We start from the raw sequence: 26,370 nt of genomic DNA, 5'->3' as shown, positions 1-26,370 counted from the left end.
GTCGGATTCCGACGCGGACCGCGCGGGTGGTCGTTGTTTACGGCAGCGCCTAGAATTCACAGCCCTACCAGGATGCCTGTCGCATGAGTCCCAGTCCCGCCCAACGTGCCGAGATCCTGCGCCGCCAGATCGACGAGGCCGGCAAGGCTTACTACGACCGCGATGAGCAGCTGATTCCCGACGCCGAGTACGACCGCCTGGTGCGCGAACTCGAAGCGCTGGAACAGGCCCACCCGGAGCTGGTGAATGCCGATTCGCCCACGCAGCGGGTCGGTGGCAAGGCGGCCTCGCGCTTTGCCGAGGTGCGCCATGCAGTGCCGATGCTGTCGCTGGGCAACGCCTTCAGCGATGAGGAGGTGCAGGATTTCGTGCGCCGCATCAGTGAGCGCCTGCGCCGCGATACCGTGCGCTTCTCGGCCGAACCCAAGCTCGATGGCCTGGCCATCAGCCTGCGCTACGAAAACGGCCGCTTCGTGCAGGGCGCCACCCGCGGCGACGGCACCACGGGCGAGGACGTCAGCGCCAACCTGCGCCAGATCAAGGTGATCCCGCACACGCTGCAGGGCAGTGGCTGGCCGCAGGTGCTGGAAGTGCGCGGCGAGGTGTACATGGCCCGCGCCGATTTCGAGGCCTACAACGCCGATGCGCGCCTGCACGAAGGCAAGGTGCTGGCCAACCCGCGCAACGCCGCCGCCGGTTCGCTGCGCCAGCTCGATCCGAAGATGAGCGCGCGGCGCAAGCTGAGCTTCTATGCCTACGGCATCGGCGAAGTGCGGGGTGGTGAACTGCCGCCGACCCATTCGGCCACGCTGGCCCAGCTCAAGGAGTGGGGTTTCCCGGTCAGCGAGCTGTGCCAGGTAGTGGAGGGCGGCGAGGGCCTGCTCGCCTATTACCGTGACATCGGCGAACGCCGCGACGGCCTGGCCTTCGATATCGACGGCGTGGTCTACAAGCTAGACGATCGTGCCGGGCAGGAACAGATGGGCTTTGTGTCGCGCGCTCCGCGCTGGGCCATCGCGCACAAGTTCCCGGCGCAGGAGCAGACCACCACGGTGGAGGCGATCGAAATCCAGATCGGCCGTACCGGCGCGGCCACCCCCGTGGCGCGCCTGCACCCGGTTGCCGTGGCCGGGGTGATCGTGTCCAACGCCACCCTGCACAATGCCGACCAGATCGAGCGGCTGGACGTGCGCGTGGGCGATACGGTGATCGTACGCCGCGCCGGCGATGTCATTCCCGAAGTGGTCAGCGTCATCGCCGACCGCCGCCCGGCGGGCACCTCGCCGTGGCGCATGCCGACCGAGTGCCCGGTATGTGGCTCGGAGATCGTGCGCGAGGAGGGCGCTGCTGCATGGCGCTGCTCGGGCGAGCTGAGCTGCCCGGCGCAGCGCAAGGAAGCCATCGCGCACTTCGCCTCGCGCCGCGCGATGGATATCGACGGGCTGGGTGGCAAGTACATTGAAACCCTGGTCGATGCCGGCATCGTGCGGGGCGTGGCCGACCTCTACCGGATCACCCGCGACCAGCTGCTGCAGTTGAAGCTGGTGCTGGACGCCGAATCGCCGCAGGCACTGGCCAACCAGATTGGCCTGCACCTGCCGCCCGAAGGCAGTGGCCAGTACCTGCGCGAGGTACTGGCGCTGGATGCCACCGACGACAGCTGGCGCGCCCGTGCCCTTGCCCTGGAAGCGACCTTCAGCTGGAACACGAAGAAGATCGCCACCAAGTGGGCCGACAACCTGATCGCCGCGATCGACGCCAGCCGCACCACCACGCTGGAACGGCTGCTGTTCGCGCTGGGCATCGAGCACGTGGGCGAAAGCACGGCCAAGGCGCTGGCCACCTGGTTCGGTGACCTGGAACTCATCCGCCACCTGCCGTGGCCGCTGTTCAAGCGCGTGCCGGACATCGGCGGTGAAGTGGCGCGCTCGCTCGGCCACTTCTTCGAGCAGCCGGGCAACCAGGAGGCCATCGACGCGTTGCTGCAGGTCGGGCAGGTGCGCATCAGCGACGCCCATCCGCCCAGCGCCAAGCTTCGCGACGGGCTGGACTTCGCGCAGCTGCTGGTCGAGGCCGAAATCCCCGGGATCACCCGCCTTCGCGCGGAGAAACTGGCCGCCATGCTGCCCGATGCCGCCAGCGTGCTGGATGCCGAACCGGTGCAGCTGGTCGCCGCCGGCCTGCCCAATGAAGTGGCGCTGGGCGTGGCCGACTGGCTCGACCGCGATGGGCATGGGCCGATGCTGCTCAAGGCCGATGAATACCGGCGCACCCTGCTGGAGCGCGCCCCTGAGGCCACCAGCCAAAGCGAAGGACCGCTTGAGGGCCAGACCGTGGTGTTGACCGGCACGCTCGCCCAGATGACCCGCGACGAAGCCAAGGAGCGCCTGGAAGCGCTGGGCGCCAAAGTCGCCGGCAGCGTCTCGAAAAAGACCTCGTTCGTCGTCGCCGGCACCGAGGCAGGCTCCAAACTCACCAAGGCCACCGAACTGGGCATCGATGTCTGGGATGAAGACCGCCTGGTCGCGTTCCTGGCGGCCCACTGAAAACGGATTGAATCCTTCATGCAGACGTCCCCCCTCGACTTCCGCCTCGCCACCGTCGCCGACACCGAACTGGTGGTCGGCTTGATGCGCGAGTTTTACGCCGAAGACCAGCTGGACTTCGACGAAGCGCGCGTGCGGCGCGCCCTGGCCGCACTGCTGGAAGATCCGCGCAACGGCGAAGTGCTGCTGTGGCTGTCCGAAACCGGTGAGGTCGTTGGCCACGCCGCGCTGGCCATGGGCTTCAGCCTGGAGCAGGGCGGTCATTTCGCGCTGCTCGACGAGCTGTACCTGAGCCATGCCGCACGCGGCCGTGGCCGCGGCAAGCAGGCGCTGGCCATCCTGGAACAGCGCGCCAACGCGCGCGGGGTGGAGCGCATGCGGCTGGAGGTGAACCATCACAACGAGCTGGCACGCCGGCTCTACCTGGCCACCGGCTATGTCGATGACACCCGCAGCCTGCTCACCCTGCAGCTGGCCAGCCGCCTGCGGGACGCGCGCGCGTGATTGCCGCGCTGCGCCAGCGTGCGGCGTTGAACGCGCTGATCCGCGCCTTCTTTGCCGAACGCGACGTGCTGGAAGTGGAAACGCCGATCCTCTCGGCGGCCGGCAACACCGAACCCAACATCGACAGTTTCCACACGCGTTTCAGTGGCCACGTCGACGCAGGCAGCGCCCAGCGCTGGCTGCGCACCTCGCCGGAGTACCCGCTCAAGCGGCTGCTCGCCGCAGGCGTGGGGGACTGCTACGAGCTGGGCCGGGTATTCCGCAATGGCGAAGCCGGGGGGCGTCACAATCCCGAGTTCACCATGCTCGAGTGGTACCGGGTGGGCTGGGATCATCACCGCCTGATCGATGAAACCGTGGCGCTGGTGCGCGCGGCACTGGCGCTGGTCGGACGCGACGCGACACTGCAGGTGCTCGACTATCGCAGTCTGTACCAGGCGCACGTGGGGCTGGATCCGTTCGAGGCCAGCCTTGAGCAGCTGCAGGCACCGCTGGCCGAGGTTCGCATCGATGCCGACGGGCTGACCCGCGACGACTGGCTGGACCTGCTGATGACCCACTGCATCCAGCCGCATTTCGGTGATGACCAGATGACGGTGGTGCATGACTGGCCGGCCAGCCAGGCCGCATTGGCGCGGGTGCGGCCGGGCACGCCGCCGCTGGCCGAACGTTTCGAGCTGTACCTGGGCGCGGTCGAGCTGGCCAACGGCTACCACGAGCTCAACGATGCCGACGAACAACGTGCCCGCTTCGTGCGCGACCACGCCGTGCGGCAGGCGCGCGGCAGCGTGCTGCCGCCGCTGGACGAGCGCCTGCTTGATGCGTTGCCCGCGCTGCCGGATTGCGCAGGCGTGGCGGTAGGCGTGGACCGCCTGTTGATGGCGATGAACCGTACCGGCCGGATTGCCGATGTGCTGGCATTCGATTTTGCCCACGCCTGAACGTAGTGAAGTCTCCATGAAAGTGTCTTGCGCGGGTTGCGTGATGATGCTCTGATCACACCCGATGTCGGATGGTGGCGACGTAATCGTTCAGTGGCGGCGTGTATGGAGTTGATGAAACGGGTGGAAGCTGCTGCACCAACGCCGTCCGCCCCGATGTGGCGCCTGCCGGCGTTGGGGCTGGTGCTGTTCGCCTCCTGCCTGCCGCTGTCGGCGTGGGCCGAGACCGGCTATGCCGGGCAGGTGGTGCGCTGCCAGTCGCGCGACATGGAATGGGTGCATTGCGACATGCCGGTCGCCAACGGCGTCGACCTGGTCCGCCAACTGTCCGACAACAGCTGCGTGCGCGGCTCGGAATGGGGCACTGATCGCACCGGGGTGTGGGTCACGCTCGGCTGCCGGGCCGAATTCCGCAGCCGTGGCGCTCCCGGTGCCAGCAGCGGTGGCGAACGCAAGGTGCGCCGGGTGTTGCGCTGCGAATCCAATGGCCGCCCGCAGAGCTGCCCGGTGATCCTGCAGGGCGCGCCGGTGCGGCTGCTGCGTCAGTTGTCGGCGATGCCGTGTCGGGAAGGGCACAGCTGGGGCGTCAAGCGCAACGAGGTGTGGGTTACCCGGGGCTGCCAGGGCGACTTCGAGGTGGGCGCGGCCGATGGCAGTGGTTTCCTCGATGTGCCGCGCCCGCTGGTCTGCGAATCCAAGTCGCGGCAGCGCCGGTTCTGCGGGGCGGGCATCAGCAAGAGCGCCACGCTGGTCAAGCAGCTGTCCGGCAGCCCCTGCGAGGAAGGCCGCGACTGGGGCTGGGATGCCCGCGGGGTATGGGTGGACAACGGCTGCCGCGCCGAATTCCATGTGAATTGAGCGCCCGTTACAATGACGGGATGAACGCATCCCCCGACATCGATTACGCCCGCTACGACCACATCCGTCCGATCCTGTGGACCGGTGATTCCCTGCAGCTGCTCGACCAGCGCAAGCTGCCGTTCGTGGTCGAACACGTGGAATGCCGTGACAGCGACGCGGTGGCCGAGGCCATCCATGCGCTGACCGTGCGCGGCGCCCCGGCAATCGGCATCGCTGCCGCGTGGGGCGTGGTGCTGGCCGCGCAGCAGGTGCAGGCCGATGATGGTGCGCAGGCGCTGGCCAAGCTGGAACCGGCGCTGCAGCGCCTGAACGCGTCACGCCCGACCGCCGTCAACCTGGCCTGGGCGCTGGCACGCATGCGCCGCGCCGTGGCGCCCGCCGGTGCCGACTGGGCGCAGGTGCTGGCCCGCGAAGCGCAGGCCATCGCCGACGAAGACCTGGCTGCCAACCGCCACATGGGCGCGCTGGGCGCCGGCCTGATCGATGTCGGCAGCGGCGTGCTGACCCACTGCAATACCGGTTCGCTGGCCACGGCCGGCTTCGGTACCGCACTGGGCGTGATCCGCGCGGGCATGGCCCAGCACCGCATCGGCCGGGTGTTTGCCGGCGAGACCCGGCCGTGGCTGCAGGGCGCGCGCCTGACCGTGTGGGAGCTGCAGCAGGACGGCATCGACGCCACCCTGATCGCCGATTCGGCCGCTTCGCACCTGATGAAGACCGGGGCAGTGCAGTGGGTGATCGTTGGCGCCGACCGCATCTGTGCCAACGGCGACACCGCCAACAAGATCGGCACCTACCAGCTGGCCATCGCCGCCCGCCACCACGGGGTGAAGTTCATGGTGGTGGCGCCGTCGTCCACGGTGGACATGGACACCGCCGACGGTGCGCAGATCGAGATCGAGCAGCGCGACCCGGGCGAGCTGTATGGCGTGGGGGGTACCCGCACCGTGGCCGAGGGCATCGCCGCCTGGAACCCGGTATTCGACGTGACCCCGGGCGAGCTGATCGACGCGATCGTGACCGAGAAGGGCGTGATCCTGAATCCCACCGTGGCCAACATGCAGGCTGCGTTCGGTTGACCGTAGGCCGGCCAAACGGCCGGCGCTACCGGGATGACGTGGCCGTGGGGTTGGTAGCGCCGACCGTTGGTCGGCCTTGGCGGTGCCGATCGGCCCTCACATCGGCGGTCTTGCGCAATTGTCCCGAAGCCGCACCTAAGTCCCTGATTCCTGCAGGTAAAAACACCGTAAACGGCGGCGGAAAGGGCCCCGTTGTGGTAGACTCCGTCAGTTAATCGAGATTCCGACGCCGCCGCCCCGCAAGGGCCGGCGCGACGGACTGGACCGCTACCAGACAACGGAACCCGAATGGCAGAAAACGCCAAGGAAATCATCCAGGTCAACCTGGAAGACGAGATGCGCAAGAGCTACCTCGATTACGCCATGAGCGTGATCGTGGGGCGCGCCCTCCCGGATGCGCGCGATGGCCTCAAGCCGGTGCATCGCCGCGTGCTGTACGCGATGAACGAGCTGAACGCGCACAGCAACAAGCCTTACTACAAGTCGGCGCGTATCGTCGGTGACGTCATCGGCAAGTACCACCCGCATGGCGACCAGTCGGTGTACGACACCCTGGTGCGCATGGCGCAGCCGTTCTCGCTGCGCTACATGCTGGTCGATGGCCAGGGTAACTTCGGTTCGGTCGACGGCGACTCCGCCGCGGCGATGCGTTACACCGAAGCGCGCATGTCGCGGCTCACCCATGAGCTGATGGCGGACATCGACAAGGAAACCGTCGATTTCCAGCCCAACTACGACGAAAAGGAACTGGAGCCGACGGTCATGCCGACCCGGTTCCCGAACCTGCTGGTCAACGGTTCGGCCGGTATCGCCGTGGGCATGGCGACCAACATCCCGCCGCACAACCTGACCGAGGCGATCAACGCCTGCATCGCGCTGATCGAGAACCCCGAGATCGACGTTGACGGCCTGATGGAGTACATCCCGGGCCCGGATTTCCCCACCGCCGGCATCATCAACGGTACCGCCGGCATCGTTGCCGGCTACCGCACCGGTCGTGGCCGGGTGCGCATCCGCGCCAAGGCCGATATCGAAGTGGCCGACAACGGCCGCGAATCGATCATCGTCACCGAGATCCCGTACCAGGTGAACAAGGCCCGGTTGATCGAAAAGATCGCCGAGCTGGTCAAGGAAAAGAAGCTCGAAGGCATCAGCGAGCTGCGCGATGAGTCCGACAAGGACGGCATGCGCATCTACATCGAAATCAAGCGCGGCGAGTCGGCGGAAGTTGTGTTGAACAACCTCTACCAGCAGACCCAGATGGAATCGGTGTTCGGCATCAACATGGTGGCGCTGGTCGATGGCCGCCCGCAGTTGATGAACCTCAAGCAGATGCTCGAGGCCTTCGTGCGCCACCGCCGCGAAGTGGTCACCCGCCGCACCGTGTTCGAGCTGCGCAAGGCGCGCGCCCGTGCCCACGTGCTGGAAGGCCTGACCGTTGCGCTGGCCAACATCGACGAGATGATCGAACTGATCAAGACCTCGCCCAATCCCAATGAAGCCCGCGAGCGCATGCTCGCGCGCCTGTGGGAACCGGGCCTGGTCGGTTCGATGCTGGGGGCGGCCGGTGCGGAAACCTCGCGTCCGGAAGACCTGCCCAAGGGCGTGGGCCTGATCGAGGGTGGCTACCAGCTGACCGAGATCCAGGCCACCCAGATCCTGGAAATGCGCCTGCACCGCCTGACCGGGCTGGAGCAGGACCGCCTGACCGAAGAATACAAGCAGCTGCTGGAAACCATCGCCGGGTTGATCCACATCCTGGAAGATCCGGACCGCCTGCTGCAGGTCATCCGCGAAGAGCTGGTCAACGTGCGCACCGAGTTCGGCGACGAACGCCGCACCGAGATCCGCCACAGCGAAGAAGACCTGGACATCCTGGACCTGATCGCGCCGGAAGACGTGGTGGTCACCGTGTCGCACGCCGGCTACGTCAAGCGCCAGCCGGTCAGTGCCTACCGTGCCCAGCGTCGCGGCGGCCGTGGTCGCAGCGCGGCGTCGACCAAGGAAGAGGATTTCATCGAGCAGCTGTGGCTGGTCAACACCCATGACACCCTGCTGACCTTCACCAGCTCGGGCAAGGTGTTCTGGCTGCCGGTACACCAGCTGCCCGAAGCCGGTTCGAATGCGCGCGGGCGCCCGATCATCAACTGGATTCCGCTGGAATCCGGTGAGCGGGTGCAGGCCGTGCTGCCGGTACGCGAGTACGCCGAAGGCCAGTTCGTGTTCTTCGCCACCCGCAACGGCACCGTCAAGAAGACCCCGCTCAGCGAGTTCGCGTTCCGCCTGGCGCGCGGCAAGATCGCGATCAACCTCGATGAAGGTGACGCGCTGGTCGGCGTCGGCCTGACCGACGGCGACCGCGACATCCTGCTGTTCGCCTCCAACGGCAAGACCGTGCGCTTCGGCGAGGACCGGGTCCGCTCGATGGGCCGTACCGCCACCGGCGTGCGCGGCATCAAGATGGCCAAGGGCGAGGAAGTGGTCAGCCTGATCGTGGCCGAGCGTGCCGGCGGCAGCGAGGACGAGAGCGAAGACGACGTGCAGGTGGAAGAGACCACGGTCGAGAACGGCGATGCCGTGATCGAAGGTGGCGACGACGACAGCATGCTGTACATCCTGACCGCCACCGAGAACGGCTACGGCAAGCGCACCCCGCTGCCGGATTACCCGCGCAAAGGCCGCGGCACCCAGGGCGTGATCGGCATCCAGACCACCGAGCGCAACGGCAAGCTGGTCAGCGCGGTGTTGATGGGCTCGCGCGACGAGGTCCTGCTGATCTCCGACGGTGGCACCCTGGTGCGCACCCGTGGCTCGGAAATCTCGCGCGTGGGCCGCAACACCCAGGGCGTGACCCTGATCCGCCTGTCCAAGGACGAGAAGCTGCAGGCGGTGGAGCGGATGGATGCGTCCATCGACGATGTCGAGGACGAGGTGGAGACTGCGGCAACGCCGGTCGACACCGCCCCGGCACCGGTCGCAGGCGACGAAAACCCGCAGGGTTGATCCACCCGCAACGCATTACGGAGAACGCCGGCCAACGCCGGCGTTCTTCGTTTCCGGCACCTGGAGCCCTAAGCCCGAAGAAAATCCCACCCCATTCACACCCGAACAGGCATAAGCTTCAAAAAAACCGGCCAGCAGGGGAGGCCGGCAGCATCCAGGGTTCCGCCGTACCGGGGAGAACGCCGATGTCCGCTGTGCCGTCCTCAGAGCCGCCCGTGGTGCTGCCGCCGCGCCACCCCCTGATCACCGTGCTCGCGCTGGTCCTGCTGCTGCTCGGACTTGTACTGGGCGGCCTGGGCGCTTGGCTCGCGCAACTGGGCGGGTCCTGGTACTACGTCCTGGCCGGGGCAGGACTGCTTGCCGCAGGCGTGCTGCTGTGGGGTAATCGCCGCGCCGGCGCATGGGCCTACCTCCTGGTGTTCGTCGGTACGCTGCTGTGGACATGGTGGGAATCGGGCAGTGACTACTGGCGATGGGTGCCGCGCCTGGGGGTGATCACCGCGCTGGGCTTCCTGCTCGCGCTGCTGCTGCCGACCCTGCGCACGCCGGTGCCGCGTCGCATCTCCCGCACCCTGGCCGGGGCGCTGGGCCTGGTGTTCGCGGTGGCATTCACCCTGGCCTTCGTCCCGCACGGCGCGGTGGCCGGTGCGCAGGCATTCCCGGTCGATGCCGCCGGTACCGGACTCGCCCCGACCCGCGAGGCCAGCCCGCAACCGGCCGACCAGCCCGCCCCGGGCGACTGGACCGCCTGGGGCCGCAGCAACGCGGGCACGCGCTATTCACCGCTGCAGCAGATCACGCCGGCCAACGTCGGCGACCTTGAGCTGGCCTGGCAGTTCCGCACCGGCGACCTGCCGAAGAAGCGCTGGGGCGCCGAGACCACCCCGCTCAAGGTGGGCGACAGCCTGTACCTGTGCACCGCGCGCAACCAGCTCATCGCGCTGGACGCGGCCACCGGCAAGGAGCGCTGGCGCTTCAATCCCAAGGTGAAAGACGCATCCATTCCCTACACGGCCGCATGTCGCGGGGTGGCCTACTACGAAGTGCCGGGCGTGCCGCAGGTGGATCCGGTGCTGGCCGACGTCGCCGCCGACCTGGCGCTGCCCGAACCCCCGCCCAGCATGGGCAACCGGCCGCTCGCCGCGGGCAACCGCGCGCTGTGCGCGGCGCGCATCATCGAAGGCACGCTGGATGGGCGCCTGATCGCCGTCGACGCCGCCACCGGCCGGCCGTGTCCGGGCTTCGGCAACAACGGCCAGGTCGACATCACCCTGGGCATGGGCGAGGTGCCTCCGGGCTATGTGTCCATTACCTCGCCGCCGGCGATCGTGCGCGGGGTGATCGTCACCGGCCACCAGGTGCTGGACGGACAGCGCCGCGATGCCCCTTCCGGGGTCATCCAGGCCTACGACGCACAGACCGGCAAGCTGCGCTGGGCATGGGACATGGATACACCCGACCGCAGCGGGCTGCCACCGCAGGGCCAGACGTATACGCGCGGCACCCCCAACATGTGGACCACCGCGACCGGCGATGAGCAGCTGGGGCTGGTGTACCTGCCGATGGGCAATTCGGCGGGCGACTACTGGAGCGGTTCGCGCACTGAAAACCAGAACCGCTACGCGACCTCGCTGGTGGCGCTGGACGTGGCCACCGGCAAACCGGTGTGGAACTTCCAGGCCGTGCGCAAGGATGTCTGGGATTACGACCTCGGCTCACAGGCCACGCTGATCGATTACCCGACCGCCGCCGGCAAGGTGCCGGCGATCCTGCTGCCGACCAAACAGGGCGACCTGTACGTGCTGGACCGGCGCACCGGTGAACTGCTGACGCCGGCGGAAGAGCGCGCGGTGCCCGGCGGCGGAGTTGAGCCCGAACAACGCGCGCCGACCCAGCGGTTTTCGCTGTACCACACGCTGCGCAAGCCCGACCTGACCGAGCGGGACATGTGGGGCATCACGCCGATTGACCAGCTGGTCTGCCGCATCCAGTTCCGCAAGGCCAGTTACCAGGGCTTCTACACGCCGCCCACTGCAGACCGTCATTCCATCGAATACCCGGGTTACAACGGCGGTTCGGACTGGGGCAGCGTCGCGGTGGATCCGCGCCACGGCGTGATCGTGGCCAACTACAACGACATGCCCAACTACAACCGGCTGGTGCCGCGCGCCGAAGCGGACCGCAAGGGCTGGGTGCCACGCGAGCAGGTGCGTGCCGACCGCGGCGGCGCCGAAGGGGCAGGGGACCCGCAGACCGGCACCCCGTATGCCATCGACGTCAACGCCGGCTGGCGCCTGCCGTTCACCAGACTGCTGTGCAAGCAGCCGCCGTATGGGGGCATCCGTGCCATCGACCTGCGCACGGGCCAGCTGCTCTGGGACCGTCCGTTCGGCAGCGCGCGCGGCAACGGCCCGTTCGGCATCCGCTCCGGCCTGCCGATCGAGATCGGCACCCCGAACAACGGCGGCTCGGCGGTCACCGCCAGCGGCCTGATCTTCATCGCCGCCGCCACCGACGACCTGCTGCGCGCCATCGACCTGAAGACCGGCAAGGAACTGTGGCACGCCAAGCTCCCCGCCGGTGGCCAGGCCAACCCCATGGTCTACGAATACGACGGCCGCCAGTACGTGGTGATCATGGCCGGCGGCCACCATTTCATGGAAACCCCGGCCGGCGATTACGTGATGGCATACGCGTTGCCAAAGGGAAGCAAAAACGGCCAGAGCCAGCGGTAGAGCCGACTGTCAGTCGGCTGCTCCACCGGGGCTAGGGTAGAGCCGACTGTCAGTCGGCTGCTCCACCGCGAAAGAACGAGAACAACCCCGATGCCACTGCCAACAAGCGCAAGGCATTCTGAGCGCATGAGCAGCCCAAAACTCCACTATGGCCGCTGGTCCCACATCGGCAACGTCTACGCGCTCACCCTGGTCTGCCAGCATCGGCAACGCAGCTTCGACGACGAGCGCTGTGTTCAGATCGTGAGCCGAACCCTTCGCGCGATGGACGAAGAAGGCTTCACCGCCTCACTGGCGTGGGTCATCATGCCTGACCACATCCACTGGCTGGCGCAGTTGCGGACCCACACGCTGGGCTATTGCGTGCAGCGCTTCAAGGCGCGCAGCAGCTACCAGATGAATCGATGTCGGAAGCGTAGCGGCGCCGTCTGGCAGCCGGGCTACTACGACCATGCGATCCGGAGCGACGAGTCACTTCGCGAACAGGCAATGTACATTCTTGCCAATCCGGTACGTGCAAAGCTTGCGGAACGGATAGGCGACTATCCACATGCATGGTGCAGATGGGAGCTGTAGAGGGAAGGAGCAAAGCCGACGGTAGAGCCGACGGTAGAGCCGACGGTAGAGCCGACTGTTAGTCGGCTGCTCTTCGCGAAACAAAAAAACAGCCGACCAGCAAATCAACCTCCAAAAGCAAAAGCAGCCGACTAACAGTCGGCTCTACCGCAGGGGCAAAAGCAGCCGACTAACAGTCGGCTCTACCGCAAAAGCAGAAGCAGCCGACCAACAGTCGCCCCCAACCCATGATGGATCCGGCGGCGCACGCGACCATCACACCACCCGCACCATCCTGCGCATCAGATGCTCCACCACGCCCTGCGGATCCGCTGTCCGCCCCACGTGCGTGCTCGACATCTGCACCACCGAACTGCGTTTGGCGGTGAGGAAATGGAACCGCGCGCGCGCTGGAAGCTGCGCGATCGGGCCCGCAGCAGCATCACCCCGACAGATCGCCACGATCGCATCCAGCCAGGGCTGCAGCGCCTCCAGGTCCAGCGACGGTGCGAACGCCTGCATCCGCACCGAGTCAATCTCAATCGCCGCCTGCAGATGCTTCGCCCCCGGGCAGGACACGATCACCCCGACGTTGATGAACTCTTCGCGTTCCACCCGCGGTACCACGCGGATCACCGCATAGTCATACGTGTGCAGCGTGGGCACGGACGGCCTCCTGTACAAAAGCGGCACGTGTCTGCAGCCGACACTTCAGATAATCGACGTACGCCTGGCGGTAGGCCGCCGGGCTGTCGAACGCGGGTTCGTCCACCAGCCAGCTGTCCGGCACCAGCGCGACGATGCGTTCAATCTCCGCATCCGGCAGCCGCGCCGCCAGCTCACCATCCACCTCGGCGATGTTCGTGGCGAACGACAGCAGCACATGGTCGCGGATCAGCAGGAACGGCTTCACGCAGGCATCGCCCGCCGTGGCCCAATCGTGGTGGAAGTACATCGCTGCACCGTGGTCGATCAGGTACAGCTTGCGGTGCCACACCATCAGGTTCGGGTTGCGTGCGGTGCGGTCGACATTGCTGGTGAAGGCGTCGAACCACACGATCCGCGAGGCGAGGTCGGCATCCACCGGCATCGCCGCCACGTCGTAGTTGATCGCGCCGGGCAGGTAATCGCTGCCCAGGTTGAGGCCTTCGCTGGCGCGGATCAGGTCCTGGATTTCCGGATCGGGCTCGGTGCGCGCGAACTCGCGGTCAAGCTCGACGAATACGATCTCCGGAATCGGCAGGCCCAGCGTGCGTGCCAGCTCGCCGGCTACCAGCTCGGCAATCAGCGCCTTCGGCCCCTGGCCGGCGCCCCGGAACTTCAGCACGACCATGCCGTCGTCGTCGGTCTCGACCACGGCGGGCAGCGAGCCGCCCTCGCGGAGCGGGGTGATGTAGCGGAGCGCGTGGACGGTACGCAAGGGGCATCCATTGACGGAGTGAGCAGCGCCATCTTACCGTGGCGCGGCGTCGGCCCGGATGAGACGGACCGGCAACACACTCGAAGGAACAGCATATGGGCAAGGGATGGGCATATCTGGCGCTGGCCGTCGTCGGCGCCCTGATGCTGTGGGGCACCGGGCAGATGGGTGAAGTATCCGGCGGCAGCAACCTGAATCAACGCGAGGCGTTCTGGCAGGAACGGCTGGAGCAGGAGCTCCCGTCCGGCACCGTGCGTAGCGAAGTGGACGCATTCGCTGCGCGCAACGGGCTGATCCTGAGCTGTCAGGAAACCGCACGCCAGCCGGTGACCAGCGAATGCCACGCCGACGACCCGAAGGCCAGGGGCGGTACCGCCACCCACCCCATGACCCAGGAGGTGGTGTTCTCGTTCCAGGGCAACCTGCTGAAGAACGCCTCCACGAACGCGCGCTCGCTGGAATTCGGGCCGCAGTGACAGAGACAGTCATGCAGAGGTATACCTACGTTCTGAGCCTCCGGATCACTCACCCCTCCATTGATCCTGAGCAGATCAGCCGGATACTTGGCAAACCTGCACACAGGTCCTGGAAGGCGGGGGAGCTGCGCCGCACGCCGAAGGGGACGTTGCTGCAGGGCACGCGGCCGGAATCGTACTGGACCTGCAACCCCTTCTACGAGGGTTGGCGGGAGTCCACCGAAGAGGGCTTCGAGGACGCACTGGAGCAACAGCTGGGCTGGCTTGAGCCACACGCTGAGTTCCTGTTGGAGATTGCGGAACAGGGCACCATCCGCATCTGGTTCAGTTCGCACAGCAACCGGAACTTCGCCATCGAGCTGCCGCCCCGGTTGCTCGGCCGAATGGCAGCGTTGGGCATTTCGCTTGTACACGACGTCTACCAGGGCGCCTGATTGACGGCATCCGAAGTGGAAGGCCGGCAATGCACCCAGTGCTTTCGGCCCATTCCGGCGCGATGACCCGGTGCTAGATTCGTGGGCATGCCGGCGACATGTGCGCCGCCGGGACCCACACCTTCAAGGGGATCTGGATGCTCATCCGTCGTACCTGCCTTGCCACGGCCATTGCCGTGGCCGCGCTCAGCCTTGCCGCACCGGCCTTCGCCGATTACGCCAAACCGCCGGAGCAGCTGCTCAAGGTGCTCAAGGCGCCGCCACCGCCGCAGCCCAGCCTGGACCCGAGCGGGCAGCGGCTGCTGCTGACCACGCTGCAGACCTATCCGTCGATCGAGCGGGTTGCCCAGCCGTATCTCAAGCTGGCCGGCGTACGGCTGGAACCGAAGAACCGCAGCCGCCACGATACCCAGGGCGGCTACGGCATTCCGGCGTGTGTCGCCGATTTCTCGCTGGTGGATGTCGGCACCGCCCGCACCACCAAGGTCGCGTTGCCGCAGGGCTGTGCCGGCGTGGCGCAGTGGTCGGCCGATGGCAGCCACTTCGCGTTCCAGAACGCAGTAGACACCTCGGTGCAGCTGTGGGTAGGTGATGCACAGACCGGCCAGGTCAAGCAGATCCCGGGCGTGCAGCTCAATCCCATTTTCGGTTACACCGTGCAGTGGCTGGGCGGTGGCCAGCAGCTGCTGGTCAAGACCGTGCCGGCCAACCAGGGCCCGGCCCCGAGCAGCGGCAACGGCCCCGGTGGCCCGGACGTGCAGGAATCGCTGGGCAGCAGTGGCGAGAGCAGCACCTACGAAGCCCGCGACACCCTGACCAGCGCGCATGACGAAGCGTTGTTCGCCTACTACGGTGCCTCGCAGCTGGCCGTGGTGGACGCCAGCGCCGGCAGCGTGCGCGCCATCGGCGCCCCGGCGCTGTACAACGAGGTCAATGCCGCCCCCGATGGCGTGCATGTGCTCACCGAAACGCTCAAGGCGCCGTTCTCGCACGCGGTGACCTACCAGCGTTTCGCCAATGACGTTGCGGTGCTCGACCTGGGCTCGGGCCGCAGCACGCCCATCGCCAGCCTGCCGCTGGCCGACCGGGTGCCGGTGCACGGCGTGCCCGAAGGCCCGCGCGATTTCGACTGGCGCTCCACCGATCCGGCCACGCTGGTCTATGCCGAAGCGCTGGACAAGGGCGACTGGAAAGTGACCGTGCCGCACCGCGACCGCGTGCTGGCGCTGAAGGCACCGTTCTCCGCCAAACCGCAGGAAATCGCGCGGACCGCGCAGCGCTTCGAAGGCATTGCCTGGAGCGCGGACCCGGCGGTGTCGTTCCTGTTCGAAAATGATGAGAACCGTCATTGGCGGCAGACCCGCATCGTCGATGTCGACCAGCCCAGGCAGGAAGGCCGGCTGCTCTGGGACCTGTCCAGCGACGAGCTCTACGCCGACCCGGGCAACCTGGTGTTCAAGCGCCTGCCCAACGGCGCGCCGGTGGTGCGCCAGGACGGCAGCTTCGTGTTCCTGCGCGGGCAGGGCAGTTCGCCGCAGGGCGACCGTCCGTTCCTGGACCGGTTGGACCTGGGTACGCTCAAGACCGAGCGCCTGTTCCGCAGTGGCGCCGACGCCTATGAGCAGGTGTTGGGGCTGACCGCCACCCCGGGCCGCTACCTGACCTGGCACCAGTCGGTGATGGACCCGCCGAATGCGTTCGTGCGCCAGCAGGGCGAACGCGCTGCCAGCGCTGAAGACGGCGAGGCGCAGTACACCTCCACTGCCACCGCGCTGACCACGCTCAGCGACCCGACCCCGGAAGTGCGCCAGATCAAGAAGCGCCTGGTCACCTACAAGCGCGCCGACGGGGTGGACCTGTCGTTCACCCTGTACACCCCGCCGGGCTACCAGGAAGGCCAGCGCGTGCCGGCCATCCTTTACGCATACCCGGCCGACTTCGCCAACGCGGCGCAGGCCGGGCAGGTCTCCGGTTCGCAGCAGACCTTCACCCGCCTGGCGCCGTACCGGCTGATGCTGCTGGCCGGCTACGCGATCATCGACAACGCCGCGTTCCCGATCGTCGGTGATCCGAAGAATGCCTACGACACCTACCTGGAGCAGCTCGAAGCCGATGCCAAGGCCGCGGTCGACAAGGCAGTGGACCTGGGCGTGGTGGACCGTAACCGGATCGGCGTCACCGGGCACAGCCATGGCGGGCTGATGACCGCCAACCTGATCGCGCACACCGACCTGTTCAAAGCCGGCGTGGCCACCAGCGGTTCGTACAACAAGACCTTCACCCCGTTCGGTTTCCAGAACGAACGGCGTTCGGTGTGGCAGGCGCAGGATGTGTACCTGAAGGCCTCGCCGTTCTTCTATGCCGACAAGATCAAGCTGCCGCTGCTGCTGGTCCACGGCGAGGACGACGCCAATCCGGGTACCGAGCCGTTCCAGTCGCGCAAGCTGTATCAGGCGATCCGCGGCAACGGCGGCATCACCCGGCTGGTGATGCTGCCCAACGAACCGCACTGGTACACGGCGCTGGAATCCAACGAGCAGCTGGTGTCGGAAATGCTCAACTGGTTCGACACCTACGTCAAAAACGCCAAGTAGCGCCACGCCCTGCGTGCTGCCCGTCGATCTGGACGCGCGCGGGTGGCACAGGCACAGTGCGGGCATCGGCCAGAATACGACGCCAGGAGCTGACATGCAGGGTGACCCCCGTCCGTCGCACAGGAAGGTGCGCCTCCTCCGTCGGTGGGCAGTCCTTGCTGCGCTCCTGCTGCCGCTGGCAGCCGGGGCGCAGCAGGCAGCGACGGATACGCACGCCGGCACGCACCCCGACCGCCCGCGCACCTGCCTGGTGCTCGGCGGTGGCGGCGCGCGTGGCGCGGCGCATATCGGCGTGCTCAAGGTGCTGGAGCGCGAGCGGGTGCCGGTGGACTGCATCGTCGGCACCTCGATGGGCGCGGTGGTGGGCGGGCTGTATGCCTCCGGATACTCGGCCGATGAAATCGAAACCGTGCTCGACCGCATCGACTGGGCCGACGTACTGCGTGACAAACCACCGCGCAACGAACGCAGCATGCGCCGCAAGGAAGACGACCTGCGCCTGCTCGGCGGGGTCGAAGTCGGCCTGAGCAACGGCAAGATCGCATTCCCGCGCGGCCTGATCCAGGGCCAGAAACTGGAAATGCTGTTGCGGCGGCTGCTGCTGCCGACCTGGCAGGTGCGCGATTTCGACCAGCTGCCCATCCCGTTCCGGGCGGTGGCCACCGATATCGTCACCGGCGACAAGGTGGTGTTCGGCCAGGGCGACATGGCGCTGGCGATCCGCGCCAGCATGTCGGTCCCCGGTGTGTTCGCACCGGTGCGTTACCAGGACCACCTGCTGGTCGATGGCGGCGTGGTCGACAACCTGCCGATCGACGAAGCGCGCCGGCTCGGCGCGCAGCGCCTGATCGTGGTGCGGGTGGGCACGCCGTTGATGAGCGAAGAACGCCTGAATTCGCCGTTGGCGATCAGCCACCAGATGGCCGGCGTGCTGATGAAGCGGGTGGTCGATGCGCAGCTGGCCACGCTGGGTACGCAGGACCTGCTGATCACGCCGCCGCTGGGCGACATGGGCAGCCAGGACTTCAACCACTCGCCGGCGGCGGTGGCCGTGGGCGAGCAGGCCGCACAAGCCGAGGTGGCGGGCATCCAGCGCTACCAGGTCGATCCGGCGCAGTACGCGATCTTCCAACAGCAGCATCGGCCGCCGGCTTATGAAACGCCGATCGTCGCGTTCATCGACGTGCTGCGCGAGGACACGCGCACCCCGCGCTTCATCGAACAGCGCCTGCAGCCGCAGCTGGGCCAGCCGCTGCAACCGGAACGGATCGAACGCCAGGTTGCGTTGACCTATGGCGAAGGCCGCTACGAGCAGGTGCAATGGCGGCTGGACCAGCGCGACGACCAGTTCGGCCTGGTCATCGCCCCGCAGGACAAACGCTGGGGCCCGGATTTCCTGCATTTCGCGTTGCGCCTGTCCGATGACTTCGATGGCAGCAGCAATTACCAGCTGATCAGCGAGTTCACCCGCACCGGCCTGACCGACCAGGGCGCCGAACTGAAACTGCGCATCGGGCTGGGCGAGGTGGAAGAAGCCTTCGCCGAGTACTACCACCCGTTTGGCAGCAGCGGCCGGCACGCGCTCTCGACCTATGCACGCTACCGCGCCACCGACCTGGACCTGGCGCTGCTGCAGCGCGGTTCGCTGGCGCAGTACCGCTACAGCCAATGGCTGGGTGGCCTGCGCTGGGCCTGGTCGCCGCATCCGGACTGGGAACTGGCCAGCTTCCTCGAGCGCGGGCAGGAGCGCACCCGGCTGGATGTGGGCAATCCCAGCGAGCTGGGCAACTACCGCGCCGACATGGGCAGCATCGGCTGGCAGCTGCGCCACGATTCCATCGACAGTTCGGCCTTCCCCAGCCGCGGCCAGCGCCTGTCGCTGACCCGCCAGCACTACCTGGACGCGCTGGGCACGGATGATCCCGCCGCCGTTACTCGTCTGCAGTGGGATGGCGCCTGGGCGCGGGGCGAAAGTCGCTGGCTCGGTGGACTGCGCATTTCATCCGCCCACGGTGGCGACGACCTGCTGGCCACCTACGGCTTCCTGGGCGGCCTGGGCAACCTGTCGGGGTACCCGGAAGAGGCGATCTTCGCCCCGCAGACCGCGCTGGCGCGCATGGTGTACTACCGCCGCGTGGCCCATGCCGACTCGTTGCTGACCATTCCGCTGTACATCGGCGGCAGCCTGGAATGGGGCGGGTTCTGGCGCACGCGTGATGAGGTGAACATCGACGGCATGCAGAGTGCCGGCAGCGTGTTCGTCGGGGCCGATACGTTCCTTGGGCCGGTGTTCCTCGGCTACGGCCGCGCCCAAGGCGGGCACGACTCGTTCTATCTCACCTTCGGTTCGTTGCTACGCACGCTGGATGGCTTCTGAAAGATGACGTTGCATGTGCGTAAGAACGGCATGGGCGAGTCATTTTGCTGTGTAAAGACTAAAGAGTGGGTCCAGCTTCGGCGGCTCCACTGGCTGGAAAGCATGCTTGAAGCTGAGCGTAGGTTAGGGCCGGCAGTATATTTTTGGCACCACTCCTGCGTCTCGGCACGCATGAACAAATGATGAGAGAATCCAATACAGCTGGACCACGTGACCGGGGCTCTTGAGTCCTTTCTTAAGCTTGTTTAGCGCATCGATAGTGCCCTTTTGAGATATAAACGAGCACGCCAAAATTACATTTCGCTGCAGTCCGTAATTGCCAAGTAGCTTCTCTAAGAATGAGGGTAGTTGCCCCGTCTTCTTACGCACGCGCTCAATTTTGCTCTTTGGGTATATCTTGTTGCGAAGTTTGCTTGTGTGCTTTTGTTTGAAGGATTCAATATCAAAGTGCATGTTTCCAAGGTTCTTCATCGCTTGGCCTATGACGTCTTGCAGGGCGCTGGCGGAAGTTGTGGGTTTCTTGTGCTTGGAGTGAATGAAATTTATTGTTCCAGCTTTCAGGTTGAGCGTAATGTGGTCGGCCCATTCTATCCCTAGATCGTCGCAAAATATAAAGTCATCGTCTGCGTGTAAAATCTCTACTATCCCAAAGACCGAATTTCCTGGGAATGACGTATGGCCGGAAAGCGCTCCTTCTACTTCTGACCCTTTCTCGCACGTGGCGGCCGTCAGCTCTTGAATCGGGGCGAGGATTTTAAGCAGATTGTCTATTTCTGTAGTGCCCGATGAATCGAAGAAGCACTTCCCGGCAAAGTACATGTACTTCGGATCATCGAAGCAGATGGAGAACAGTCCATTCTGAATGATGTAGGACTGCAGGGTCTTTTGCTTTGGGCCGCCGTCATCAATAAATATTCTCTGCAAGGTCCGTGAATGAAAGGTTAGGGTCTTCTGTTGCTTCCCGACTGCTGGCGATTTTAGCCATGCACTACCTTCGTGTCCGACCACCTTGCGGTCGTCGTCGAACTCGTAGACCGTGTCGAGAAGCTCAAGGATCCGACTAAAATTTCGGTTGGTGAATCGAAGTTCGCGCCCGTTGCGCAACTGCATCCTTATCTTTATTGAATTCTCTTCGAGCTTGTCCTTGAGCGTCGAGGTTTCGATAAGGATTGAGCGAGGCTTGGTTATCTTAAGTGTGTCGTCCAGGTCAACGATCTTGGCAAAATTGTCCAAAAACCCGCCACCACCTTTCCCATTCTTAATGTGGTCGATTACAGTTAGCGCCCACGAAGCAATGTTCTCGATCGACTCCCGATTGGTTGACTCAGTCACTCTTCCAGAGTTCAAAGTGATCGACTTTGTTACTCCGGAGTCTCTAATGCGAACGTACGACGGTATGGATCTGCCTGCGGCGTGGAGCGACAGAAGTCCTTTGAGATTTAATGCTTCATAAGACCTTGCTCGCAAGGCTCTTTCAGCGATGGTCATGTTTCTTACGTTCAACTTCTGGAACTCAGATGAGTCCTCATCGAAGACGTGTTTCAGTTGATCTAAACCAAGGAGCGTGTGCACGCCTTCCAGATGATCGTGTGTGTCCTCGCAGCGCAAACGCAGTACCGCCAAGTGTCCTCCAGCTTCAATCAGGACAATGAAGCCAAACTGCAGGTCCTCAAGTTCAGGTGATTGATGGAAATACGGCCTCGTCGTTCTAGAGAAAATTCTGGACGAATAGCGATAGCTGCCGTTTGGACCTTCGATTCGAAATTGGTCGTTTACTATGGAGTTGGCAGACTTCGATCCTTGGGTAGCCGCGTCCAGAATGCCCAGAACGTTCTCGTCGGTAAGCTCGTTTTCCGTGGAAAAGAACTGTGCATTTCTCGATAGTGCGAAATCGGACTCCATATACAATCTTCCTTGGTTGGAGTGAAGTGCTGAGCGAAGTAGGAACGGTGCGACCCGATTGGAGCTCGGTATTCACATACTGTCAATAGAAGGCTCCTTAGAGCGAAGAATCTTGGGGTGCGGGATGTGGCAACCCCAAATTCCCATGGATTTTGGCTTCGCAGCCCGCCAGTTTCGGAGCGTCATTCCTGATGGGAAGACCTTACCCTCTGGCTCCGCGTCGTTACGACGATCCTTGCCGCTTTACGTGCGAGGCATCGCAGGCAAGGCATCCCAGGCTGGGGCTAGTTGAGTGTTCGGAATACAAATGCCATAAGCCTCTTCGTTTCTGCCCTGACCCTCCTTTGCCAAGTGGTCGGCGGCTGCCTTCATGCCCCCGGGCACTGCCGGTGCTATCTCATCTTCGGCACGGTGCTGCGCACGCTGGATGATTTCTGGCGTTACGGAATTGGGATCATTCGATTGATCTTAGACCAATTAGCTCAAGCCTTCGGCCGGCTTTGTGCGGGTTGTAGCCGGCGTTGATTGCGCCGATTCACCTGTGCCATTGGTCTGATTGCGCCTCGGATTTAGATCGATACAATCGATCCAGCCACGCGGGGCGTGGCGCTACGTTGATGGCCCGTCCTTTCCGCTCTGGGAGTTCGTCTTGCACCGTTCGATGCTGGTTGCCGTTTCGCTTGTCCTGACCGCCGCGCCCTGCGCCCTGCAGGCCGCCGACCTCGCCGCCGAGGTCAATCCCTTCATCGGCACCACCAACGCCGGCAATGTGTATCCGGGTCCGTCGGTGCCGTTCGGCATGGTGGCCTTCAGCCCCGAGATGACCCCGCTGCCGGGCAAGCGCTTCGCCATTGCGGCGCCCGGTGGCTACGAGTGGCGCGGCAACGGCGTGCGCGGCTTCAGCCTGACCCATGTATCCGGTACCGGCTGCACCGGGGCCAGCGGCGATGTCCCGATCATGCCGGTCACCACCAAGGTGGAACTGTCGCCGTCGTCGGCCGAAGCCGGGCTGCGCTACGCCAGCGTGCTGGACCACAAGCGCGAGTCGGCCAGTCCCGGCGCGTACCGGCTCACGCTCGACAACGGCGTGGTGGTGGACCTGGGCGCCACTGCGCGCACGGCGGTGGGGCAGTTCCAGTTCCCGGCCGACAAGCCGGCCAACCTGCTGTTCCGCACCTCCGACAGTGAAGTGGGGAGTACCGATTCGAGCATCGTGATCGATCCGGCCACGCGCACCGTACGCGGCACGGTCACCGCCGGCAACTTCTGCGGCTACCTCGCCGAGGATCGCCGCGAAAGTTATTACACCCTGCATTTCGTGGCCGAGTTCGACCAGCCCTTCGAGGTCGGCGGCACCTGGCGCGACGAGACCGTGCAGGCCGGCGCGCGCGAAGGCGGTGGCGGCACCACCTACGGCACCCAGGGTCACCCGCCGGTAGGCAAGGGCGCAGGCGGCTGGATCCAGTTCGACCCCAAGCGCAGCCCGAAGGTGACCGCACGCATCGGCATTTCCTACGTGGACGAGGCCGGTGCACGCGCCAACCTGCGCCGCGAAAGCCCGGTTGGCACCACGGTCGAAGCGACCCAGGCCGCAACCCGCGCCGAATGGAACAAGACGCTGGGCCAGGTGCGCGTGGCCGGTGGCACCGCCGACGAACGCACCGTGTTCTACACCGCGCTGTACCACACGCTGCTCGCGCCCAACCTGTTCAGTGACGGCGATGGCCGCTACCGCGGCATGGACGGCAAGGTGCACGCGCTGTCGAAAGGCCAGCGTGCGCAGTACGCCAACTACTCGGGCTGGGACGTGTACCGCTCGCAGCTGCAGCTGGTCACGCTGCTGCAGCCGCAGGTCGGTTCGGACATCGCGCAGTCCCTGCTCAACCAGGCCGACCAGAACGGCGGCGTGTGGGACCGCTGGACGCACCTGACCGGTGCCACCGGTGTGATGAACGGCGATCCGTCGCCGCCGTCGGTCGCTGCGATCCACGCGTTCGGTGGCCGCAACTTCGATCTGAAACGCGCCTACGCCTCGCTCAAGCAGGCGGCCACGGTGCCGACCGAACGCGACCTCAGCCGGCGCGGCTGCCCGGTGCTGTGCGTCGGCCAACGGCCGGGCCTGGACCAGTGGATGGCGCTGAAGTACATGCCGGTAGGCGCGCCGGGCTGGGGCACCGCCTCGGACACACTGGAAATGGCGGCCGCTGATTTCGGCCTTGCCGAACTTGCCAACGCCGCAGGCGACAAACAGGGCGCGGCGCTGTTCCGCCAGCGCTCCGGCTGGTGGCGCAACCTGTACAACCCCAAGGCGACGGCGCAGGCCGGCTACATCCAGCCGCGCAATGCCGATGGCAGCTGGCCGGTGTTCGATCCGGCCTCGGATGAGGAGTTCGTCGAAGGCAGCGGCGCGCAGTACCTGTGGATGGTGCCGTTCGACCCGGCGGGGCTGATCGCCACGCTTGGCGGCCGCGACGCGGCCATCCAGCGCCTGGATGCGTTCTTCCGCAAGGAAGATGGCGCATGGGCGGTGACCAAGTCCGGCCCGTTGCATGCCGAGCTGGACAACGAACCCTCGGTGGCGGCACCGTGGCTGTACAACTTCGTCGGCCAGCCGTGGAAAACACAGGAAACCGTGCGCCAAGCCATGCGCCAGATCTGGACCAATGCGCCCGAAGGCATGCCCGGCAACGATGATCTGGGCCAGATGTCGTCGTGGTACGTGTGGTCGGCGCTGGGCCTGTACCCGCTGTACCCGGGCCGTGCCGACCTGGTGATCGGCAGCCCGCTGTTCCGCGAAGCGGTCATCCAGCGCCCCGGCGCCACGTTGACCATCACGGCCAATGGCGCGGCGATGGACGCACCGTACGTGCAGTCGCTGCGCGTGGACGGCAAGCCCAGCGAGGCCAGCTGGCTGCCGGCCAGCGTGGTGCAGAAGGGCGGCACGCTGGAGTTTGAACTGGGCAGGGCGAAGAACACGCAGTGGGGCACCGCCACCCTGCCACCGTCGTATGGGCCGAACTGACATGCACGCACGGACAGGCACGGCAGTGCTCTTGGCTGCCATCACCTTGGCCCCTCTCATGGTCGCTGCTGCTGAAACCCCGGCCACCAACCCGCTGTTGCTCAAGCCGGTGGCGCAGGTGACACCGGATGAGGTCCGCTTCATGCAGCAGCGCCTTGCCGACTGGCCGCAACTGCAGCGCTATCGCGCGGAAAACGCCGCGCTGCCGGCGCCGGTCGGCGGTGCACCGCGCGTGGTGTTCTATGGCGATTCGATCACTGAAGGGTGGGGCGCCACCGGCAGCCCGGGCTTCTTCCCGGGCAAGGGCTACCTCAACCGTGGCATTTCCGGGCAGACCACCGCGCAGATGCTGCTGCGTTTCCAGCAGGATGTGATCGCGCTTCATCCGGCGGTGGTGGTGATTCTGGCCGGAACCAATGACATCGCCGGCAACACCGGCCCGAGCACGCAGGGGATGATCGAGGACAACCTGCACGCGATGGTTGACCTGGCCCGCGCGCACGGCATCGCCGTGGTCTTGTCCTCGGTGCTGCCGGTCAGCGAATACCCGTGGCAGCCAGGCGTGCAACCTGCGGGCAAGGTCAAGGCGTTGAATGCGGCGCTGCACGCCTACGCACGTGAGCGGAAGCTGGTCTGGCTCGACTACTACGCGGCGCTTGCCAACGCGAAGGGCGGCCTGGATCCGGCCCTCGCGGCCGACGGCGTGCATCCCACTGCGGAGGGGTATGCGCGGATGGCGCCGTTGGCGCAGGCGGCGGTCGAGCGCGCGCTGGAACCGCGCAGGTGAACCTCGCCCATCCGCTCCTGCAGCGCAGTGCCGGCATCCTGCCGTGGGTGGGGTTGACCGCCAGTACGGTCATGGCCTTCGTGGTGACCCTGTTCGGGGCACTGCTTCTGCCGCAGTTCGTGGAGATGTTCGGCAGCGCCGGCCAGGCACTGCCGTGGATCAGCCGCGTTTACAGCCAGGGTTATCTGCTGGCCTGGCTGGCGCCGGCGCTGGTGGGGGCGTGCTGGCACTTCGGCCCGCCCATCGCCGGCCGCATTCTGGCCGGGCTGCTGGGCCTTGGCGCAGGCCTGCTGGGCTCGGTGGGCATACTGTTTGCGATGTACCTGCCTTACTTCATGCTGGGTTCGCTGGTCTGAGTTCAACGGCGGCATCGAGACTGGGCCTGCACCAGGTGGTGCAGCCGCTCCGGCACCGCGGGGCGACCTGACCTGGGTCAAGCCCAGCCGATCAGTGCGCCACTGGCAGCCCCAGCAGCTCGGACAGTCCCATCCAGCCGATCTCGACACCGATGCACAGGATCACGAACGCCAACAGGCGCAGCATCACCTGCATGCCCGTAGGCCCCAGCAAGGATTGCAGCCGCCCGGCGTAGCGCATGCACAGGTAGATCAGCACGCTCAACGCCAGCAGCGCGCAGCCTGCCGCGACGACATGCACCGATTCCGGCCCGTCTTTGGGCGAGGTGGTGCCTACGGCCGTCGCAACCGCGATCGCACCGGGACCCACGGTCAGCGGCAGGGTGAACGGATAGAAGGTCTGCGACTCCACCGTGGCATCCAGGTCGTGGCGCGCCTCCGCTTCGGCGGCGCCGGCCACCGAGCTGCGTTCCGCCTGCGCCGGTGCCTGCAGCAGGCGCCAGCCGGTGGCGGCAATCACCAGCCCGCCGGCCAGGCGCAATACCGGGATGGAGATGCCGAAGAAGGACAACACCCACGCCCCGACGCTGACCGACACAGCGAGCATCACCAGGCTGTTGAACGCCACCGCGCGAGCGACCCGGCCGCGCTGGGCGGGCGTGGCATCGGGCAGCAGGCCCAGCACCATCAGTGCCGCTCCCGGCGGATTGATGACCGGCAGCAGGCTGGTGAAGATAACCAGGAAGGTGTGGCTGAATTCATTCCACATGGGGGAAGG

At 65.9% G+C, this 26,370-nt stretch carries 19 protein-coding genes; 15 read left to right on the top strand and 4 right to left on the bottom strand.

The genetic code is table 11. The features are described from left to right. Positions 1-83: 83 nt before the first annotated feature. From ligA to AC06E7_RS17420, 8 genes are all read left to right on the top strand, one after another. Positions 84-2,546, top strand: a complete 2,463-nt coding sequence (ligA, locus tag AC06E7_RS17455; RefSeq protein ID WP_478065462.1) for an NAD-dependent DNA ligase LigA — start codon at positions 84-86, stop codon at positions 2,544-2,546. Between the two features lie 18 nt (positions 2,547-2,564). Next, positions 2,565-3,050 (top strand): GNAT family N-acetyltransferase, encoded by a 486-nt coding sequence (locus tag AC06E7_RS17450; RefSeq protein ID WP_068852860.1) that lies wholly within the window; start codon positions 2,565-2,567, stop codon positions 3,048-3,050. Next, positions 3,047-3,991 carry an EF-P lysine aminoacylase EpmA gene (epmA, locus tag AC06E7_RS17445; RefSeq protein WP_217537554.1) on the top strand — a complete coding sequence of 315 codons (945 nt, stop codon included), beginning with the start codon at positions 3,047-3,049 and terminating at the stop codon, positions 3,989-3,991. Before AC06E7_RS17450 ends, epmA begins: the two co-directional genes overlap by 4 nt. Positions 3,992-4,147: 156 nt before the next feature. Next, a complete protein-coding gene (locus tag AC06E7_RS17440) occupies positions 4,148-4,849 on the top strand; it encodes a DUF3011 domain-containing protein (RefSeq protein ID WP_184127086.1) in 702 nt (233 codons plus the stop codon). Positions 4,850-4,869: 20 nt separating this feature from the next. Next, entirely contained in the window at positions 4,870-5,931 is a 1,062-nt protein-coding gene (mtnA, locus tag AC06E7_RS17435) for an S-methyl-5-thioribose-1-phosphate isomerase (RefSeq protein ID WP_210130573.1), read from the top strand. Positions 5,932-6,219: 288 nt separating this feature from the next. After that, complete coding sequence (gene gyrA, locus AC06E7_RS17430; protein ID WP_478065461.1) at positions 6,220-8,934, top strand: DNA gyrase subunit A; 2,715 nt, start codon at positions 6,220-6,222, stop codon at positions 8,932-8,934. A 185-nt stretch (positions 8,935-9,119) separates the two neighbouring features. Next, positions 9,120-11,669 (top strand): membrane-bound PQQ-dependent dehydrogenase, glucose/quinate/shikimate family, encoded by a 2,550-nt coding sequence (locus tag AC06E7_RS17425; protein WP_478065460.1) that lies wholly within the window; start codon positions 9,120-9,122, stop codon positions 11,667-11,669. Between the two features lie 126 nt (positions 11,670-11,795). Then, positions 11,796-12,245, top strand: coding sequence for an REP-associated tyrosine transposase (locus AC06E7_RS17420; RefSeq protein WP_478065459.1), 450 nt, complete (start codon positions 11,796-11,798; stop codon positions 12,243-12,245). Positions 12,246-12,500: 255 nt separating this feature from the next. Here AC06E7_RS17420 and AC06E7_RS17415 read toward each other — a convergent pair whose 3' ends face one another. Then, a complete protein-coding gene (locus tag AC06E7_RS17415; protein ID WP_478065458.1) occupies positions 12,501-12,890 on the bottom strand; it encodes a DUF3037 domain-containing protein in 390 nt (129 codons plus the stop codon). After that, positions 12,868-13,644, bottom strand: coding sequence for a HipA family kinase (locus AC06E7_RS17410; protein ID WP_478065457.1), 777 nt, complete (start codon positions 13,642-13,644; stop codon positions 12,868-12,870). The genes AC06E7_RS17415 and AC06E7_RS17410 overlap by 23 nt, the downstream gene beginning before the upstream one ends. A gap of 95 nt (positions 13,645-13,739) precedes the next feature. Between AC06E7_RS17410 and AC06E7_RS17405 the strand changes: the two genes are divergently transcribed. The 4 genes from AC06E7_RS17405 to AC06E7_RS17390 all read left to right on the top strand — a co-directional run bounded on the left by AC06E7_RS17405 (position 13,740) and on the right by AC06E7_RS17390 (position 19,525). Next, positions 13,740-14,120, top strand: coding sequence for a hypothetical protein (locus AC06E7_RS17405; RefSeq protein WP_478065456.1), 381 nt, complete (start codon positions 13,740-13,742; stop codon positions 14,118-14,120). A gap of 11 nt (positions 14,121-14,131) precedes the next feature. Next, positions 14,132-14,554 (top strand): DUF4279 domain-containing protein, encoded by a 423-nt coding sequence (locus tag AC06E7_RS17400; RefSeq protein WP_143584188.1) that lies wholly within the window; start codon positions 14,132-14,134, stop codon positions 14,552-14,554. 137 nt (positions 14,555-14,691) lie between these two features. Further along, positions 14,692-17,148 carry a S9 family peptidase gene (locus AC06E7_RS17395; protein ID WP_478065455.1) on the top strand — a complete coding sequence of 819 codons (2,457 nt, stop codon included), beginning with the start codon at positions 14,692-14,694 and terminating at the stop codon, positions 17,146-17,148. A 127-nt stretch (positions 17,149-17,275) separates the two neighbouring features. Next, a complete protein-coding gene (locus AC06E7_RS17390; protein ID WP_478065454.1) occupies positions 17,276-19,525 on the top strand; it encodes a patatin-like phospholipase family protein in 2,250 nt (749 codons plus the stop codon). Between the two features lie 123 nt (positions 19,526-19,648). Here the strand turns inward: AC06E7_RS17390 and AC06E7_RS17385 are convergent, their stop codons facing one another. Then, complete coding sequence (locus tag AC06E7_RS17385; RefSeq protein ID WP_478065453.1) at positions 19,649-21,427, bottom strand: hypothetical protein; 1,779 nt, start codon at positions 21,425-21,427, stop codon at positions 19,649-19,651. 661 nt (positions 21,428-22,088) lie between these two features. Between AC06E7_RS17385 and AC06E7_RS17380 the strand changes: the two genes are divergently transcribed. From AC06E7_RS17380 to AC06E7_RS17370, 3 genes are read left to right on the top strand one after another with little or no spacing between them, the layout of a single operon-like run. Continuing rightward, positions 22,089-24,449 (top strand): GH92 family glycosyl hydrolase, encoded by a 2,361-nt coding sequence (locus AC06E7_RS17380; RefSeq protein WP_478065452.1) that lies wholly within the window; start codon positions 22,089-22,091, stop codon positions 24,447-24,449. A 58-nt stretch (positions 24,450-24,507) separates the two neighbouring features. Continuing rightward, positions 24,508-25,236, top strand: a complete 729-nt coding sequence (locus AC06E7_RS17375; protein WP_478065451.1) for an SGNH/GDSL hydrolase family protein — start codon at positions 24,508-24,510, stop codon at positions 25,234-25,236. Then, the gene (locus AC06E7_RS17370) at positions 25,233-25,592 is read left to right on the top strand and encodes a hypothetical protein (protein WP_478065450.1); all 360 of its coding nucleotides are present in this window, start codon (positions 25,233-25,235) and stop codon (positions 25,590-25,592) included. Before AC06E7_RS17375 ends, AC06E7_RS17370 begins: the two co-directional genes overlap by 4 nt. A gap of 91 nt (positions 25,593-25,683) precedes the next feature. On the opposite strand, the gene AC06E7_RS17365 is transcribed toward AC06E7_RS17370, so the two are convergent. Beyond that, entirely contained in the window at positions 25,684-26,361 is a 678-nt protein-coding gene (locus AC06E7_RS17365) for a MarC family protein (protein ID WP_478065449.1), read from the bottom strand. Positions 26,362-26,370: the final 9 nt, after the last annotated feature.

The sequence above is a fragment of the Stenotrophomonas sp. Steno-Z4 genome, from assembly GCF_056393145.1.
This window is presented reverse-complemented; position numbering and strand designations above follow the sequence as displayed.